Here is a 15,385-nt window from a genome sequence, read left to right as displayed (position 1 = left end):
CAACCCCGGCACACCAGCCCGCTACGACACCACCATCGACTACAACACCAACTACCAAGACGGATCACTACACATCAAAAAAGGCTGGGCCGGACACTAAACACCCCGCGACACGCCCACCCCATACACACATTTCGGGCACTCACCCCAAAATTCTTCGGCATAAACCAGATTATTCCCATCCACCCAAACGGAAGAAAACCCGGGACACTTCAGTAGACCTGCTCCCAACAATGGACAGACTTGGAGGATGGATACCCGCGCCGTTCACCCCCGGATATGCGAAAGCCCCCGCTCTCGCGGGGGCATCACCAGAGCCACCTGTGGGAATCGAACCCACGACCTATTCATTACAAGACTTTTTCCTCAAATCAGCATATATCGCGCTGCTCACGATACTCGAGTTTTCATTTACCAGAATCGCTGGCAACTCCATAATCACCAGTCATTATGACCTTACTGGCCACTCCGGAAATGGCGGGCGTACGTCAAAGACAGCGCTGGTACGCGCTCGATTGGCGCAGGTATTGGCGCAAACTTTAGGCATGATTACGAGACCAATACTTTCTAATCAGCTACTTGAAGCCTGGATGGTCGAAATGGCCGCCCGCTCATTATCCACACGCACCATCGATGAACGCATCCGCGTCGTGGAGCAATTCTCCAAACAGGCAAACCTGGACGCGCTCACGGCCACCTACCAGGACATCACGCTCTGGCTGGTGACCCTGCCCTCAGCCATCACGCGCCACACCTACTACGTCCACCTACGCGCGTTCTACCGCTGGCTAGTCATCACTGATCAGCGCGCGGACAACCCAATGATCCGGGTAGCTCCACCAAAACGCCCTAAATACAAACCACGGCCGATCACCGACGTTCAATTACAAGCCGCACTATCCTCGCCGCTTCGAGGCGGCACGCGTACACGCATCATGCTCGGAGCCTTCGCCGGTCTGCGAGTACACGAGATAGCAAAGATCCGTGGTCAAGACCTCGATCATGCCACTGGCTTATTGGAAGTCGTCGGCAAGAACCATAAGACCTCTGTTGTGCCGGTACATCCGATCATCATGCAGGAAGCGAGAAACTATCCGTTACGCGGCTACTGGTTCCCCTCACCAAAAGACCCTAAGACTCATGTGGAACGACGGGCCGTCGGCTCAAGTATTTCGAATGCCTTCGCCCGCGTGGGAGTAAAGATGACGTCACATCAATTGCGCCACTATTTCGCAACAGCACTGCTCGAAGCCGGTGCCGACGCGCGCGTAGTCCAAACCCTTATGCGTCACGAAAACCTATCGACAACCGCTCTTTACATGAACGTGAGCGTGCGCCTCCAACGCGAAGCTCTCGACCTGCTACCAACAGTATTCAACGAATACCTTTTCTAAACCGACCATTACTGGAATTACTGGCATTACCAGCATTGCCGGTATCGCTGGCAACTCCGTAACCACTGTTACCCCAGATTCATAAAGGAGTGAACCATGCTGACCATCGCTCTTTGCAACCAAAAAGGCGGCGTAGGCAAATCGACGACAACCTACCACCTCTCCCGTGCCGCAGTGCTTGACGGACTGAAGGTCCTTGTCGTCGATCTTGACCCCCAGGGCAACATCACGTCCTCACTGGCACTACACCCCACAGGGGAAGACCAGGCAGGCGTAGCTGACGTCCTCTCCCAACGCTCCCAGCTCTCCATCGCCGACGTCACTGTGCCTGGCCTATGGTCAGGAGTAGACCTCGTACCAACCAGCGGCGACGCCTTACCTGTAGTGCGAGACGAACTGGTGGTAGCAGGGGCAGGACGCGAAAGCAGACTAGCCACCGCGCTCCAAACCGTCGCAAGCAGCTACGACCTATGCCTCATTGACTGCCCTCCATCCCTCGATCAGCTCACCATCAACGGCCTCACCGCAACAGATACCGCCCTGATCGTTACCCACTCGAAACTGTGGTCAGCCAATGGATTGGCACGCCTGCTCACCTCGATTGAAGAAATCCGCCGCTACTACAATCCACACCTCACCATCGGCGGCATCATCATCAACCAACACGAGGCACGCACCACCAGCGGTGGCCACTGGCTCAACGAACTCAGCGATGAAGCCGAAAAACGCAGACTCACCATCTTCGACCCGCCCATACCCAAGAGGGTAGCCATTGCAGACAGCGTAGAAGCCTCACAGCCACTAGAACAGTGGCCCACCCGTGATGCGGCCGCTCTCGCCACCATCTACACCGACTACCTCCACGCCATCTGCCATCATCACGAAACCAAGGAGAAATGACATGCACATGAGTAAACCACAACCGCGCAGATCCGCACTGACCGGACAAACGGTGATTGCACCGCGCGACAATCCACGCACACCCGAACAAGCGCCGGCCAGCAAACAAAAAATCACGATCACGTTAGACGCGCACATCGCTAACGCAGCACGCGGTGCATACCTGAGCGAACTCCCCTACGACGGGCCACGCACATGGAGCCAATGGGTCGAGCGAGCACTCAAGAAAGAAACCACCAGCGTGAATCATCGCCTGAATCATGTGGCACTCCCACAGCCACCGGGAACCCTGCCAGTAGGGCCACGATGAAGCGTTCACACACTCGACCAAATATAACTTTCCCGTTATCCTCTGTAAAAGAAACAACCCGTGGAATCCAAATGAACACTACTAACACTCCAGCCGTTGAAGACCGCGGTGACGCCACCCCGAGTACGTCGGAAATCAAACCCGCATGGTACAAGCGAAAGCCTGTCCTGATAGTCCTCAGTCTCGCCCTAGTTGCTGTCCTCGCAGCCGTGGGCCTCATCTGGCATGCTCACGCGGCCACCGCCCAGGCACGCTCAGCCTTTGAAGAAGCACAAGACGAGAACACGCAGGCACAAACAGACCTCCAACACGCGCAGGCGGACGCTGACGCGCTTAGCGCCATGCTCGCCACTTACGCCAGCGACCTCCAAGCCGACGAATTCAACGCGACCCGCCAGGCCACACAGGCCGCTCCTGACGCACCCCAAGTCGATAACGCCGATGAGCTCACCCGCGCCCAACTGGAATCCCTGACCAATGAACTCACCACCCACACAAATGCCCTCAAGGCTGTCACTGTCACGCTCAAAGACGCCAACACCTGCATCGAAAACAAGCTAGGCGAACGGGCAGACGCCGACCAGACCGCAGCAGATAAACAACTGGCCGACGCGATCCAGGCAGCTAAGACCGCGCCACGCGAAGGCGTGGACCCCACCATGCTGAAGGCGCTCGACGACGCGCTTGAAACCGCGCAAACCGACGCCCCACAATCAGGGGACACAGCTCAATCAGACGCGCAGTCCGCATCTCAGCCCGGATCCACACAGTCTGGTAGCACGCTGACAGTATCCGACTCAGTGCAAACTCTCCAAGACAGGTTCGCAACTATCGACACGACCCTCACTCAAGTCACCGTGCTAAAGGAAGCCACGACGAGCGTCAATGAAGCACACAAGAATTGGGCCGACACTCAAGCCAAAGCTAGAGCACAAGCCGAGACTAGGCAAGACGCAGGAAACACCAGCCCATACGACGACAACACCGGATACACCAGTAACGAAGGCTCCAACGACTGGAACGGAGGCAACGCAGCCGGCAACGGCGGCTACAGCGACGGCGGATCAAGCAGTGAAGACGTGTGCGGCGGAGGCCAATACTGCTACAACCCCAACTTCCCCGAATACAGCTATGACGATGACGGGTGGGCACACCACCAAGTAGAGCCAGACGAAAACGGGAGCGTTACCGACTCCGGTTGCATCTTGGGATGCGACTAGTCCTCTTTTAGGTGAACATTAATAATTTGCCCGCTCAGCACCTTGCTGGGCGGGCAAATACTGTGCGCGCACTATCTACGAAGTGGCTGAGATCCCAATAAGTGGGACTCAGTGATCACTGACAATCAACAGATGGAGCGAGTTCATGTCTACATCGACCATCGGATGCCACTGGCGAGATCGAGCACTGAAAGTGGGAGCAACAATTGCCGCTGTTGTTCTCGCTCTCGTCGCAACGGTATCCGCACAACTACCTACTCATGCTGCTGGTTCGTGGGTGCGCGGCGTTCCTATCGGAGGAAGCGTAGGCTGGCTGGGGACATGGATTCCCTATAGCGGCCAGCCTGTCCCCGGTCTGTGTATTCAAGCAGATGCGGTGAACCCGTCGGCCTCGATCGCGGTCACCCCTGGAGAACTGACCAGCCAGCCTAATCTTCGGCGCCCAGCTGACTTGAGCGTGAATGTCGCCCAAATGGCGTACATCATGAAGAAGTGGACTCCAAAATCCCTGGAGTTCTCTAACACGGACGTGGACGCGGCAGCGACAGGATTCCTCGCTCACGTGAATTTTGAGAGCAGCGCGCAGGGAGCGGAAAAGTCCCAGCAAAACGTTGACTCCCTCCTGGGCCTCGCGCCCGAAAGCGTGCAGGCACGCGCCCGCCAAATGGTAGCCGAAGCAAAAGCCAAGAGCATCGTGGGCTGGGACGCAGGCGAACCGGAAACCAACGATCTCATGTATGGCACCATTGGTAAGTTCGGTATCAAGAACGGAAATGGAGAATACGTTGCTGGGCATCCGTTCACTGCCACGCTCAATGGTCCGGCTGTGTTCGACGCGACCGGCACCAAGACCTACACGGGCACGACCGCCTCTACACCCATTAATGGCATCAAGTGGCACTCCACCGGTAACGGCAAGGTCAATTACACGATCAAATACGATAATTTAACTGCTCCCGTCTTGGGCTTTGCGGCTCCTGGTGGCGCGAATCAGAGCGTCATCTATGACGTTGCGAAAGTAACCTCAAAGACTGTGACTTCTCCGTCGTGGGATGTGATTTTTGATTTCCGCCCGCAAGGTGTATCGAATGTGGATACCGCTAAGGTTATTGACAGTGGCAGCGAGCTGACTGACACGTTCACCCCAAACGCTGACCCGAACTACGGGGACGGCAAGTGGCTCAACATTGATGGCACTGACGTGCCCGTGAACTATCGTGCAAGCGTTTACTACGTCTCGGCACTAGCTCCGGCTGAACAGAGCGAAACTGTGCCAGAAGGCGCAGAGCTAATCAAGTCCGTCACCGTCAAGGCAGACGGGCCTGAAACGATGATTACCGCTAACGCGGGCACAGCACCGAAGGACGGCTTCTACACGTGGGTATGGGAAGTAAAGGCCGATGACCAAGACGCTGATTGGTCTAAGTACATTAAGGCCGACTTTGCTGACGGTTACGGCCTGGCAGACGAAACCACGTCGGTAAGGCACCCAGCTCAGATTGATTCGCAGCTGAGTGTGCGCGACACCAAGGCGGGCACCTACTTGGTAGATGACGTGTTTGTAACTGGTATGCCCAAGGATCACCCCAACTTTGAAGGCGCAGCAGGCTTTAAGGCAGACGAGAAAGAAATCTCTCACGAAGTGCTGTTCTTCCCCGCTGGCCTTGAGGTAACCGAGGCGAACCGTGACAAGGCTGAAAAGATCGGTGAAACCGTCACCATTCCAGCCAAGAACGGCTTCTACCCCAGCATTGGTGATACTTCCTGGATCGCTAAGTCTGGTGCGGACGGCAAGCTGGTCGCTGGCACCTATGTATTCATCTCCACCTTCGCAGGAGACGACCGCGTAGCCCCGCTAGCCACTTCTGTAGAGGATGTTACCGAGCAGTTCACTATCGCACCCGAGCCTGGTATTCACACCACGCTCATGTACGAAAACAAGCGCGGCCCCGTCCCTGGATACGGCACGCGCACCCTTACCGACGTGGTTACCTACACCAACCTTGAACTCGGTAAGGAATACGAAGTAGTTGGCACGCTCATGGATAAGGAAACCGGCAAACCGATGCTGGACTCGGATGGCAGAGAAATCACGGCCACCACAACGTTCACGCCTGAAAGCGCCAACGGCACTGCCACGGTCGCCTTCGAAGTGGACGCAGCACTGTTTGCCGGCAAGACCACCGTAGCCTTCGAGGAACTATTCCAAGAAGGCAAATCCATCACCATCCATGCTGACATTACCGATGACAACCAGACAATCACGTTTGAGCCTGGCCCGAAGCTAAAGACCACTTTCACCGGCGAAAACGGTGAAAAGACGCTAAAGCCTGGCAAGGACACCAAGCTGATTGACAAGGTGTGTGACGCGAACGAAAAACTCGTTCCCGGCACCGAATACACCCTCAAGCTCAAGATTCACAACAAGACCACCGGCCAGATGGTCAAGGTAGACGGCAAGGAATACGAAGCCACCGCTCAGTTCACCCCACAAACCCCGCAAGACTGCGGCAAGGTAGTAGCCAACCTGGACACTACCGGCATGGCAAACACTGAACTCGTTGCCTTCGAATACGTCTACGACGCTGACGGTGAGCTAGTGGGCACACATGAGGATGTCAACGATGCGGATCAGACCATTAAGCTCGAAGCCTCTGATAACTCCGGAGGCGGGTCGGCCCTAGCTAAGACCGGCGCTAACCTCGCGCCGCTAGGCGTAGCCACGCTACTAGCCGCAGGTGGCGCAGCCACCCTTGCAACTAAGCGACGCGAGAACTAACCCTCCCGCCGCCCCCTAACAGTTAAGGCCCGCGCCAAAAGGCGTGGGCCTTAACTGTGCGCGCACACCCTACGCAGTAGGTATGAGCGAAAACATTACTATTTACACCACCCCGCACTGTCCAGGTTGTGCCCTGACCCAACGCAAGCTGGACAAGGCAGGAATCACCTACACCGCCATTGACTTAAGTAAGCGGCCCGACCTGGTAGAGCAGTTCAAAAACGAAGGCCTACTATCTGCCCCGATCATCGAAACCCAAACGGGTCGCTCGTCTGGGTTTAACCCTGAACGCATCCGCGAAATCATCGCCCTCGCAACCCCTTACACCAAACCAGACCAGGCGGGGCACGCAAACACCGGCCACTCGAGCGTTACCAGCAGCCCCAGCCACCCTAGGAACCTCGATCACGGTGTAACCGACGAGCACGGTCAAGGGCGCGGGCTGTGAAAACGTCTCTCATCGCCGCAGCCCCGTTAATGCTTTTGCCTCTCATGATGGCTGGAGGCGACGCCCAAGGAGCAGGAACAGGCTTGGAGGGAGTGCCCCCCGAATACGTGCAAGCCGTGATGGAAGCGGGCAGTATCTGCACCGAAATCACGCCCAGCCTTATCGCCGGACAAATCGAAGCTGAATCCGGGTGGGACGCTAGCGCTGTGAGCCCAGCAGGGGCGCAAGGCATCGCCCAGTTCATGCCCGCCACATGGAAAAGCAACGGGGTAGACGCAAACGGGGACGGCGTAGCCGACCCGTTCGACCCTATCGACGCTATCGCCAGCCAAGGACGGTTCATGTGCGGGCTAGTAGACATTGTGAAAAGCTACGTGGCTAGCGGGCAAGCGGTAGGAAACGTGGTTGATCTTGCCCTAGCCGCATACAACGCAGGTGCTGGAGCCGTCCAACAACATAGGGGCATACCCCCATACTCTGAAACACAAGACTACGTAACCAAAATCAAACAGCTGGCCGGAAAATACACTCAAAGAAGTGTCTCAGCCTCCTCTGTAGTGGCCACTGCCCAAAAATATCTTGGCACCCCTTATGTGTGGGGAGGCACCACAGCAGCCGGACTGGACTGTTCGGGCCTCATCGTGCGAGTCTACGCCGACCTCGACCAACCCCTCAACGTGCGCACCGCACACCAAATCATCACCCAAGCAGGCACGCCAGTGGATGAATTAGCCCTACAACCAGGCGACCTGATCGGCTTCGCCACAAGGGGCAGCGGCCACTACCACCACATCGGCATCTACGCAGGTAAAGACCCCAGTGGCAACCGGCTCATGATCCACGCCCCCGACGTGGGTGGACACGTCGAACAAGTACCCCTAGACACCGCTTATTGGCTCGGCATGCACTGGCAAGCCGTGCGCATCTAAGCCAAAACAACAAACCAACGACCACATTTTAGGAGTGTGAAACCGTGAGCTACATAGTACGAGCTGGAAACCTTGCAGGCCCAGTCAAACTCACCGTCAGCGATGACGGCACCCACCACGTGCGCGCAACCGTGATCGTGAACGACCGGGCAAAAGACCCAGAAAGCGGCAAATGGGAAGACGCGGCCACAACCGCCTACTACCTACGAGTCCAAGGCAAGGCGGCCGTGAAACTAAAAGACTTCCAAGAACTCAACGGCAACGCCGCCATCATCTTCACCGGCACCTACCGTGCCCGCAATTACACCAGTCAAGACGGGCAAGAACGAGTAGCCCACGACGTGTGGGTAGACCACATTGGAGCAGACATTGCCCGCCAAGAACTACACATCATCACCCAAAACAGCAAAGACAACTAACCAGGAGAGAAAAATGGAAAACCAATACACCACGCTAGAACTCGTAGAAACCCTCATCGAGCAGGTCCAAAACCAGCAAGACCAGATCGAACAGCTTGCACAACGAGTCCAAGCTCTCGAAGCTGAAACCGGGCAGGTAGGCAACTAACATGGCCAGGCCAAGCAAAGAACAAGCCAGGGAAGAACGTGAGGCGAAACTTGCGAAAGCTCACGAAGAAATAGCCGCCGCCGCTGCCCGGTTCAAAGACACCCAGACGTGGAAAGACATGCTGGACTACATGGCGCAAATGCCTCAGTATTCATTCCGCAACCTAGTGTGGCTCCACAACCAGGCCAGCAAGCGAGGAAGCATGGAATCATCGTTTGCTTCCTACACCGCTTGGAAAAAGCTAGGTAGACAAGTCCAAAAAGGAGAAAACAGCTACCAAGTTCTAGCCCCCGTCATCTACAAGCTTCCCTTCCTAAAAGGTGAGGACCGGCCAATAGACAAAGACGAGCTAGATAAGTACGACAAGAAAGACATTATCTGGAAGCGCGCGGTCACAGGGTTTACCGTGCGGCCCACATTTGGCTACCACCAAACCGACGGCGAGCCAATCAAGGGTAAAGACCTACCCCAAGTAACCGGGCAGCGCTCCGAAGAACTATGGCAACGCGCTAAACAGATCGTGGCAGACCTTGGATACACATACAAAGAAACCACGCGCAAAGCTCTTGGCGGCGCATACGGGGTAACAATGCGGCCGATGATCGAGGAGCAAGGCGCGAAAACCATTGCAATAGCTACGGACGCGCCCGAGGGCCACCAGTTCAAAACCCTCATCCACGAGATCAATCACGCCCGCCTACACATGGACCAGGTAGATCAAACTGAGTCCATGCACAGGGGAATCAAAGAAGTAGAAGCCGAGTCATGCGCCTACCTAGTCAGTAAATACTTCGGCCTAGACACGGTCGAATACTCAACCGGATACATCGCCGGGTGGGCAGACGCGGACGAAGAAACCATCCTCGCCACCGGGGAGCGAGTAATCCAAAACTCGAACTGGATCATCGACCAGCTCAACCCGCAAACCCCCAGCGAAGAAGCGGTAGAAACTTTAGAGCGCGTACAAACCCGCCAGCACGAACAATCCCAAGCAGAAGAAGCCCGCGAAACAACACCCGCACGCTCAAAACCACCACTACCCGGCATAGGGGAGGTCCCGCAAATCAAGAAGCTTGACCATCCAACCAGACACCCCACCACCCGGCGCACACCACACCAAACCGCGAGCCCAGCCCTGCACAGATAGGAACCAGCTTAAACGCTGGTCATTTTTGCTTCGCTCAGTCCGATTTATTCCACGGTGCTCTTGACTGTCTCTATCGCGTCCCTGAGCGACTTGTGCCGCTAACGAGGTTCAGGAGTTAAAGCACCTGAACCTCGTTAGCGCGTCGCTCATTGTATGGGCGCGACCACTGCACTATGAGCGTTGAAAGCGCTCGTTGTGCGGGTAGGGGGCTTTGCCCCTCCGCACCCCCGCCACTTCAAGAAAACAGGACTGGCTTTGTCCGGCCAACCATTGACAAATAACGCAAAAAGCAGTACAATGTACTAAAAGTACGTTAGGAGGCGTTACATGGCTTTTTCAATCAGACTTAGCGAGAAAGAACGCAAGCTAGCCACGAGCTATTCGCACTTGCACGGGATTTCTTTAGGTGAAGCATTCAAGCAAGCACTGTTCGAACGTATCGAGGACGAATACGACGTACAGATAGCCCAAGAAGCTCTGAACGAGTGGGCACGAGACGGATATAAAACTCGCCCTATTGAAGAATTATGGGACGAGTGCGGGCTATGAACTGGCGTTTAGAAACATCCAAAGAATTCGATAAAGAATTTAAAAAGCTCGACCACTACACCCAACGAATCATCAAAGGCTGGATTACTAAAAACCTCATGGAAGCCGACAACCCGCGTATTCACGGCAAAGCCTTAACAGGCAATCTCGCTGGCTTATGGCGCTATCGCATCGGCGACTATCGACTCATCGCCGAAATCAAAGACGATAAGCTTTCTATCTTGGCTATTTCCATCGGGCACAGACGCGAGATATACCGCTAAGCAAAAACGGCGAAGTACGGCAGTCTGGACGCGAATGAACGTAGACGTAAAAGGCTACCATTTTCTCGTTTATTATTGGGGGCAAGGAGGACACATGGGGTTAGATAAGGTGGCCGTGGGCGTAGAGGCCCTACCTTCTACCGAACCTCTGCGTATTGTGGCAAGGCACGCGCACTCAGTGTTTGCACCATTACGTTACCCTGGGGGGAAGGCGAAACTCGCCGAATTTTTCGCCGACATCCTCGCTCACAACCGACATCTTAGCCGATATGTCGAGCCTTACGCCGGTGGTGCGGGAGCTGGCCTGGCTCTCTTGTTGACAGGACAGATTGTCCATCTACATATAAACGATCTTGACCCGGCCGTATATTCGTTTTGGCGCTTGCTAGTAACGGACCCACAACGGCTCGTTGACTTCATTGATTCTGTCCCTCTAACCATGCAAGAGTGGCATTGTCAGCGAGCGATTTACAAGGCGGGCTCCTCGCCTTCTGCTGAACTGGGTTTAGCGTTTTTTTACCTAAATAGGACAAATCGGTCAGGAATATTAAACGCGGGCGTGATTGGAGGGAAGACCCAAACAGGCAATTACAAGATGGATGCCCGATTCAACCGGGATACTCTTGTGAGACGTGTGGAAGCATTGATTCCCCATTTAAGAAAAATAACTGTCACAAATGAAGACGGCCGTAGTGTGATCAACGACTATGGAAATGACAAGCAGACCTTGTTGTATGTTGACCCACCTTACGTTCAGGCTGGGAAACGCTTGTATTTAAATGCGTTTGAAGATTATGACCACAAAGGGCTAGCAGCCACAATTCATGATTATCCTGATGGGAACTGGATTTTGACTTACGACGACCACCCATTGGTGCATGAATTGTACGAGGTGGATTATTGCATCCCCTTGTCCATCAATTATTCCGCGCACAAGAAAACAAAAGCAAAAGAGATCCTGGTCGCATCAGCGAACCTGGCGCCGATAGTAAGGGAAATTGGCCACAATACTGTAACTTAACTACAAGATATCACCAACCACTACCCCCTCTTGTATACAGCGTATTGTTGACACAAAAGCGCAAAGAGCACAGCATCATTAAATGCGCTTTTCAACGTATCTTCAGATAGATTGCGGTAAGAACCATGAGACGCGGTGTTACCAACTATTGTTGCGGACCTGACGAAGTTGCAATTCGTGATGGTCGACTTGGCTGAGAGGAACCCTCCGAGTCTTGGAAACTGCTCAGATAGGTACCTAATAAACTCCGGGTCACAGAGCTTATCTGTAACCTGCTCAACATCGTTTTGGAGTCGTGAGCCGCCCTGTTTTTCCAGCTGTAATCCTTCAATATTGGATGCTCTCAAACCGGCCAGAGTAAGTTCGAAGATTGGTCTAAGTGCTGGGGCTAGGACATAGAGCTTTGTCTGCCTGCTAGAAGAGCCCCGCTGTGGAAGGTCCCCGTGTTCAAGGATCCCGAGGACTAGGGCATTGGCGTCCATAAAATTCTTGCTATCGTCGATTCGCAGTCCTAGATGTGCGAATTTATTTCCTACATGGTTGGTATCGTCACCTTCGGCGCCCTTCAGGCTTTGTTTTAATTGCTGTTGCAAGTCTGCATCGGCATCTTCGGGAGTAACATTATGTAGCTCTTCATGGTCCGCTATGTCACTATGATGGCCATCGGATTGTTGCACGCGCGTCTGCGATTGCGGGACTTCAGTAAGCGATGACACGTTAGAAGTGGAAACAGGATCGGGATGATGCGTAGCCGGTTCATTGATGACCGCGCTTGACTCACCTGTGTGAGCCTTGCCAGTTCCGACAGGCTTCTCGTCGCATTCGAGATATTGCAAAACGATCTCTAGGGCTTTTCTATCTCCGTTTAACGCTGGGTGTCGCGTGTTTAGCTTCGGATCTTCATCTGTCATCAGCATTGCTAATCGCAGGAGCGCATTCAGATTATTATCAGTGAGTGTGTTAGCTATCTCTGCTGTTTTTCCCTCTGGGGATAGAAGCCCGCTTGGAGAGAACTCTATTCCAACTATGGCACGTATTTCATCTACCTTTAAGGCGTATTCGAGTGGAGATGGCTTAATCGTTTTTAATCGTTTGACCGATTCTTCATCCAAACGTCGTGCGAGCTCTTCAACTAGATGAGAAAACGATGCGGTTTGTAACAGGCGCTTGAGGCGCGAGCCTATGTTATATCGCTCTTTGAGCTGTGCAATCGTAGTGCCCGCCTCAATTTGTGCGTAATAAAACTGTGCTTGCTGCTCAGTGCTCCATTGCTTTTTCGATATTTTTGTATGAAGGCGGGCGATATGCGGCTGGAGTTCTTCCTCAGAATCAGCGACCATCACTCGGATTTGCGATGGAATACTCGCGTAGCTGTCCTGATATTTGTTTTTGAGGCGCTTATACCGGTGGGACTTGTCTGGCCCATATTTTTCAATCAAAGTCGAATCATTCAGTAGTTTAAGTGCTGTAACCCGCCGGTTGCCTTCAACAACTTTGAATCTAGATCCATCAGCTACCACAAGGGGGAACTCATTATCCAGATAACCGTATTTAAGAATCTCTTCTACTAGTTCGAATATCTTCTCATTCTCCAACATATACAGCATTGCTTGATGCTCGTCGGTTACACGTATCGGCAGACGATAATTACGTAGGTCAAGCTCTAGTTCCTCCAGAGCTACTAACTTCACAGGCAAGGGCCACCGATACATTATTCTCCTAACGTTGGACTAATTTTAAGCAAAACCTGTACTTATTACGCGCAATATCACCCTCAATCACATTCCAATCGGGGCGATTCTGTCTCAACGTTTCACACGCATCTTTATCTATTTCTACGTATGCCAGACCTTTAACTCCGGCTTGCTCAAGCCCAAGCGCTAATCCTCCACCGCCAGCGAACAGCTCAACACCCACTACGCTCATGCCAACTCCCCTACCCGCACACACCTCAACCTGTTTCAGCTATCTCAACCCTACAGAACCATGCGACCAATTTTGTTTCACCCACACTCCTCGATGAACACGTGTCACCGACTTTACCTTTAACGAACCCGACCCTGCCTATCTCGCGAGGCCGAGACCTAGCCCGCGCCTACTATGGTGCACCTCGATGAGTGCGTGCATTATCGACCGATAATGCACGCACTCACTACCAAAATCAGAAACCGCTTGAAACCAGGCAAACAAAACGTGCACAACTAGCGCCCAAAACCCTACCCGTGTAGAACCGTCACCCATTGAGTAATGCACGCACCTGCGGTAAAATTCAAGTAACACGTGGGAGGTATTATGTGCACTTTTGATATTGAGCAACGATGGCCCGAATTGTTCCAAAATCTTGATGAGCAACAACGACTCGGCGTGCTCAACACACTTGCCGCATTGTGGCATGAGGGATTCGAGATGACCAGAGAAGATGTCGAAAACCTTACCGACTACGCCGCAGGTATTATCGATGCTGACGAGTACCGGGTTAGAGCACACGCAACGGTGCGTGCGCAGACGAAACTTGCCCGTACAAGTGCTTAAGACATGCCCAAATTTTATGAGTCTTGGGAATCGTATTTCTACCCTGAAACATACGACCCCGACACGAGACAAGGAACGCTACGAAATCTATTCGGGGAGCGCGACGTAGAACTTCTTAAACAATTCGAGAAAGTCGAAACAGCTTCTAGGCTTTACGAACTTGAAACCAACCAAGTCGCTATAGAGCGCACTTTTGACTCCGCTCACCTGCGGTCATTGCATAGCTACATTTTCCAACACGTGTACGAGTGGGCAGGGCAATACCGGACGGTAGGCATCGCCAAGGGTTACTCATCCTTTGCCGATGTAACGATGATTGATCGCTACTTGAATGATATGCACGATCTTGTTGAGAGAACGAAGTGGAACACGCTGGATAAAACAGGCTTTAGCGCACAGATCGCGACCGTTTATGCCCTACTTAACCAAGCCCATCCTTTTAGAGAAGGTAATGGCCGAGCAGGCAAAGTATTTCTGCACCACGTTGCCCAATTATCCAATTTCACGCTACGGTTTGACCACGTCACACCTCGCGAATGGAACCAAGCGAGCGCCTTATCTGGCCCCGACCTTGGCTCTTACGAGGTAGTGCCCGACTCGCTCATTCCAGTCTTTGAGAAAATATCAACCCCGAACCCGGCCGTTCGCCCACCTTTGCCGGACATCGGAGAAGTACCGCAGCTCAAGAAGCTAGACCATCCAACGCGGCACCTTGCGCCTAAACCGCGTCAAAGCAGGGGTAGGAATCACGGTTATGGACGGGGGTTGTAATGAGTCTTATTGGATATGCGCGCGTGTCTACTTTTGAGCAGCACCTGGACGGACAAATAGACGCTCTCACGCAAGCTGGGTGTAGTCGCATCTTCACCGACCATGCCTCGGGAGCAAAAACCGTGCGGCCGCAGCTAGACAAGGCAATGGACTACTTGCGTGAGGGTGACACGCTTGTAGTGTGGAAACTCGACCGCTTAGGCCGCTCACTACCCCACCTTGTTGAGGTTATTGAGGACCTAGACAAGCGCGGCATTGAGTTTCGCTCCCTTACCGAATCGATCGACACTACTACGCCGGGTGGCCGGTTGGTGTTCCACATGGCTGCAGCCTTTGCCCAGTTCGAGCGCGACCTCATTAGAGAGCGAACACGAGCGGGACTTGCCGCCGCGCGTTCTCAGGGACGGCTTGGCGGGCGGCCCACGCTCATGACACCAGAACGGTTAAAGACCGCTAGAGCCATGCAAGAAAATGGCTCTAATAACGCTGAAATCGCCAGAGTTCTCGGCGTTAGCCGCTCCACCGTTTCAAGAGCCTTAAACCCTCACAAATAGT

The 15,385-nt window shown here is 53.8% G+C and carries 18 protein-coding genes; 16 read left to right on the top strand and 2 right to left on the bottom strand.

Annotated features, from left to right (window positions below; translation table 11 throughout):
• Positions 1–323: 323 nt before the first annotated feature.
• The 13 genes from AC1DA5_RS10025 to AC1DA5_RS09965 all read left to right on the top strand — a co-directional run bounded on the left by AC1DA5_RS10025 (position 324) and on the right by AC1DA5_RS09965 (position 11,527).
• A complete protein-coding gene (locus tag AC1DA5_RS10025) occupies positions 324–1,394 on the top strand; it encodes a tyrosine-type recombinase/integrase (RefSeq protein WP_480290135.1) in 1,071 nt (356 codons plus the stop codon).
• A 96-nt stretch (positions 1,395–1,490) separates the two neighbouring features.
• Complete coding sequence (locus AC1DA5_RS10020) at positions 1,491–2,294, top strand: ParA family protein (RefSeq protein ID WP_480290133.1); 804 nt, start codon at positions 1,491–1,493, stop codon at positions 2,292–2,294.
• 7 nt (positions 2,295–2,301) lie between these two features.
• Entirely contained in the window at positions 2,302–2,604 is a 303-nt protein-coding gene (locus AC1DA5_RS10015; protein ID WP_480290132.1) for a hypothetical protein, read from the top strand.
• A 71-nt stretch (positions 2,605–2,675) separates the two neighbouring features.
• On the top strand, positions 2,676–3,824 hold the full coding sequence (locus AC1DA5_RS10010) for a hypothetical protein (RefSeq protein ID WP_480290131.1): 1,149 nt from the start codon (positions 2,676–2,678) through the stop codon (positions 3,822–3,824).
• 145 nt (positions 3,825–3,969) lie between these two features.
• Entirely contained in the window at positions 3,970–6,603 is a 2,634-nt protein-coding gene (locus AC1DA5_RS10005) for a VaFE repeat-containing surface-anchored protein (RefSeq protein WP_480290129.1), read from the top strand.
• An 82-nt stretch (positions 6,604–6,685) separates the two neighbouring features.
• Complete coding sequence (locus tag AC1DA5_RS10000; RefSeq protein ID WP_480290128.1) at positions 6,686–7,051, top strand: glutaredoxin family protein; 366 nt, start codon at positions 6,686–6,688, stop codon at positions 7,049–7,051.
• Positions 7,048–7,980 (top strand): C40 family peptidase, encoded by a 933-nt coding sequence (locus tag AC1DA5_RS09995; RefSeq protein ID WP_480290126.1) that lies wholly within the window; start codon positions 7,048–7,050, stop codon positions 7,978–7,980. The genes AC1DA5_RS10000 and AC1DA5_RS09995 overlap by 4 nt, the downstream gene beginning before the upstream one ends.
• A gap of 44 nt (positions 7,981–8,024) precedes the next feature.
• Positions 8,025–8,399 carry a single-stranded DNA-binding protein gene (locus tag AC1DA5_RS09990; protein ID WP_311519578.1) on the top strand — a complete coding sequence of 125 codons (375 nt, stop codon included), beginning with the start codon at positions 8,025–8,027 and terminating at the stop codon, positions 8,397–8,399.
• Between the two features lie 13 nt (positions 8,400–8,412).
• Positions 8,413–8,547, top strand: a complete 135-nt coding sequence (locus AC1DA5_RS09985; RefSeq protein WP_311519577.1) for a hypothetical protein — start codon at positions 8,413–8,415, stop codon at positions 8,545–8,547.
• Position 8,548: 1 nt separating this feature from the next.
• Positions 8,549–9,694, top strand: coding sequence for an ArdC family protein (locus AC1DA5_RS09980; protein WP_480290123.1), 1,146 nt, complete (start codon positions 8,549–8,551; stop codon positions 9,692–9,694).
• A 327-nt stretch (positions 9,695–10,021) separates the two neighbouring features.
• On the top strand, positions 10,022–10,243 hold the full coding sequence (relB, locus tag AC1DA5_RS09975) for a type II toxin-antitoxin system RelB family antitoxin (RefSeq protein ID WP_101627917.1): 222 nt from the start codon (positions 10,022–10,024) through the stop codon (positions 10,241–10,243).
• Positions 10,240–10,506 carry a type II toxin-antitoxin system RelE family toxin gene (locus AC1DA5_RS09970; RefSeq protein ID WP_480290121.1) on the top strand — a complete coding sequence of 89 codons (267 nt, stop codon included), beginning with the start codon at positions 10,240–10,242 and terminating at the stop codon, positions 10,504–10,506. The genes relB and AC1DA5_RS09970 overlap by 4 nt, the downstream gene beginning before the upstream one ends.
• A gap of 94 nt (positions 10,507–10,600) precedes the next feature.
• On the top strand, positions 10,601–11,527 hold the full coding sequence (locus AC1DA5_RS09965) for a DNA adenine methylase (protein WP_480290120.1): 927 nt from the start codon (positions 10,601–10,603) through the stop codon (positions 11,525–11,527).
• 20 nt (positions 11,528–11,547) lie between these two features.
• Here AC1DA5_RS09965 and AC1DA5_RS09960 read toward each other — a convergent pair whose 3' ends face one another.
• Both AC1DA5_RS09960 and AC1DA5_RS09955 read right to left on the bottom strand, forming a co-directional pair.
• Positions 11,548–13,218, bottom strand: coding sequence for a hypothetical protein (locus tag AC1DA5_RS09960; RefSeq protein WP_480290118.1), 1,671 nt, complete (start codon positions 13,216–13,218; stop codon positions 11,548–11,550).
• Positions 13,219–13,246: 28 nt separating this feature from the next.
• Positions 13,247–13,453: a DNA cytosine methyltransferase gene (locus AC1DA5_RS09955; protein ID WP_311519572.1), complete on the bottom strand. Its 207-nt coding sequence runs from the start codon at positions 13,451–13,453 to the stop codon at positions 13,247–13,249.
• A 366-nt stretch (positions 13,454–13,819) separates the two neighbouring features.
• Between AC1DA5_RS09955 and AC1DA5_RS09950 the strand changes: the two genes are divergently transcribed.
• From AC1DA5_RS09950 to AC1DA5_RS09940, 3 genes are read left to right on the top strand one after another with little or no spacing between them, the layout of a single operon-like run.
• Positions 13,820–14,059: an antitoxin VbhA family protein gene (locus AC1DA5_RS09950; RefSeq protein ID WP_480290116.1), complete on the top strand. Its 240-nt coding sequence runs from the start codon at positions 13,820–13,822 to the stop codon at positions 14,057–14,059.
• A 3-nt stretch (positions 14,060–14,062) separates the two neighbouring features.
• Complete coding sequence (locus AC1DA5_RS09945; protein ID WP_480290115.1) at positions 14,063–14,830, top strand: Fic/DOC family protein; 768 nt, start codon at positions 14,063–14,065, stop codon at positions 14,828–14,830.
• On the top strand, positions 14,830–15,384 hold the full coding sequence (locus AC1DA5_RS09940) for a recombinase family protein (protein ID WP_480290113.1): 555 nt from the start codon (positions 14,830–14,832) through the stop codon (positions 15,382–15,384). The genes AC1DA5_RS09945 and AC1DA5_RS09940 overlap by 1 nt, the downstream gene beginning before the upstream one ends.
• Position 15,385: the final 1 nt, after the last annotated feature.

Source organism: Pauljensenia sp. C0254C2, assembly GCF_056583835.1.
This window is presented reverse-complemented; position numbering and strand designations above follow the sequence as displayed.

Bases quoted from the DNA above. Each gene is read 5' to 3' on its own strand.
- AC1DA5_RS10010 (WP_480290131.1), top strand. From the start codon at position 2,676: ATGAACACTACTAACACTCCAGCCGTTGAAGACCGCGGTGACGCCACC.
- AC1DA5_RS10015 (WP_480290132.1), top strand. From the start codon at position 2,302: ATGAGTAAACCACAACCGCGCAGATCCGCACTGACCGGACAAACGGTG.
- AC1DA5_RS09970 (WP_480290121.1), top strand. From the start codon at position 10,240: ATGAACTGGCGTTTAGAAACATCCAAAGAATTCGATAAAGAATTTAAA.
- relB (WP_101627917.1), top strand. From the start codon at position 10,022: ATGGCTTTTTCAATCAGACTTAGCGAGAAAGAACGCAAGCTAGCCACG.
- AC1DA5_RS10005 (WP_480290129.1), top strand. From the start codon at position 3,970: ATGTCTACATCGACCATCGGATGCCACTGGCGAGATCGAGCACTGAAA.
- AC1DA5_RS09980 (WP_480290123.1), top strand. From the start codon at position 8,549: ATGGCCAGGCCAAGCAAAGAACAAGCCAGGGAAGAACGTGAGGCGAAA.
- AC1DA5_RS10020 (WP_480290133.1), top strand. From the start codon at position 1,491: ATGCTGACCATCGCTCTTTGCAACCAAAAAGGCGGCGTAGGCAAATCG.
- AC1DA5_RS09955 (WP_311519572.1), bottom strand. From the start codon at position 13,453: ATGAGCGTAGTGGGTGTTGAGCTGTTCGCTGGCGGTGGAGGATTAGCG.
- AC1DA5_RS09945 (WP_480290115.1), top strand. From the start codon at position 14,063: ATGCCCAAATTTTATGAGTCTTGGGAATCGTATTTCTACCCTGAAACA.
- AC1DA5_RS09950 (WP_480290116.1), top strand. From the start codon at position 13,820: ATGTGCACTTTTGATATTGAGCAACGATGGCCCGAATTGTTCCAAAAT.
- AC1DA5_RS09940 (WP_480290113.1), top strand. From the start codon at position 14,830: ATGAGTCTTATTGGATATGCGCGCGTGTCTACTTTTGAGCAGCACCTG.
- AC1DA5_RS09965 (WP_480290120.1), top strand. From the start codon at position 10,601: ATGGGGTTAGATAAGGTGGCCGTGGGCGTAGAGGCCCTACCTTCTACC.
- AC1DA5_RS10000 (WP_480290128.1), top strand. From the start codon at position 6,686: ATGAGCGAAAACATTACTATTTACACCACCCCGCACTGTCCAGGTTGT.
- AC1DA5_RS09985 (WP_311519577.1), top strand. From the start codon at position 8,413: ATGGAAAACCAATACACCACGCTAGAACTCGTAGAAACCCTCATCGAG.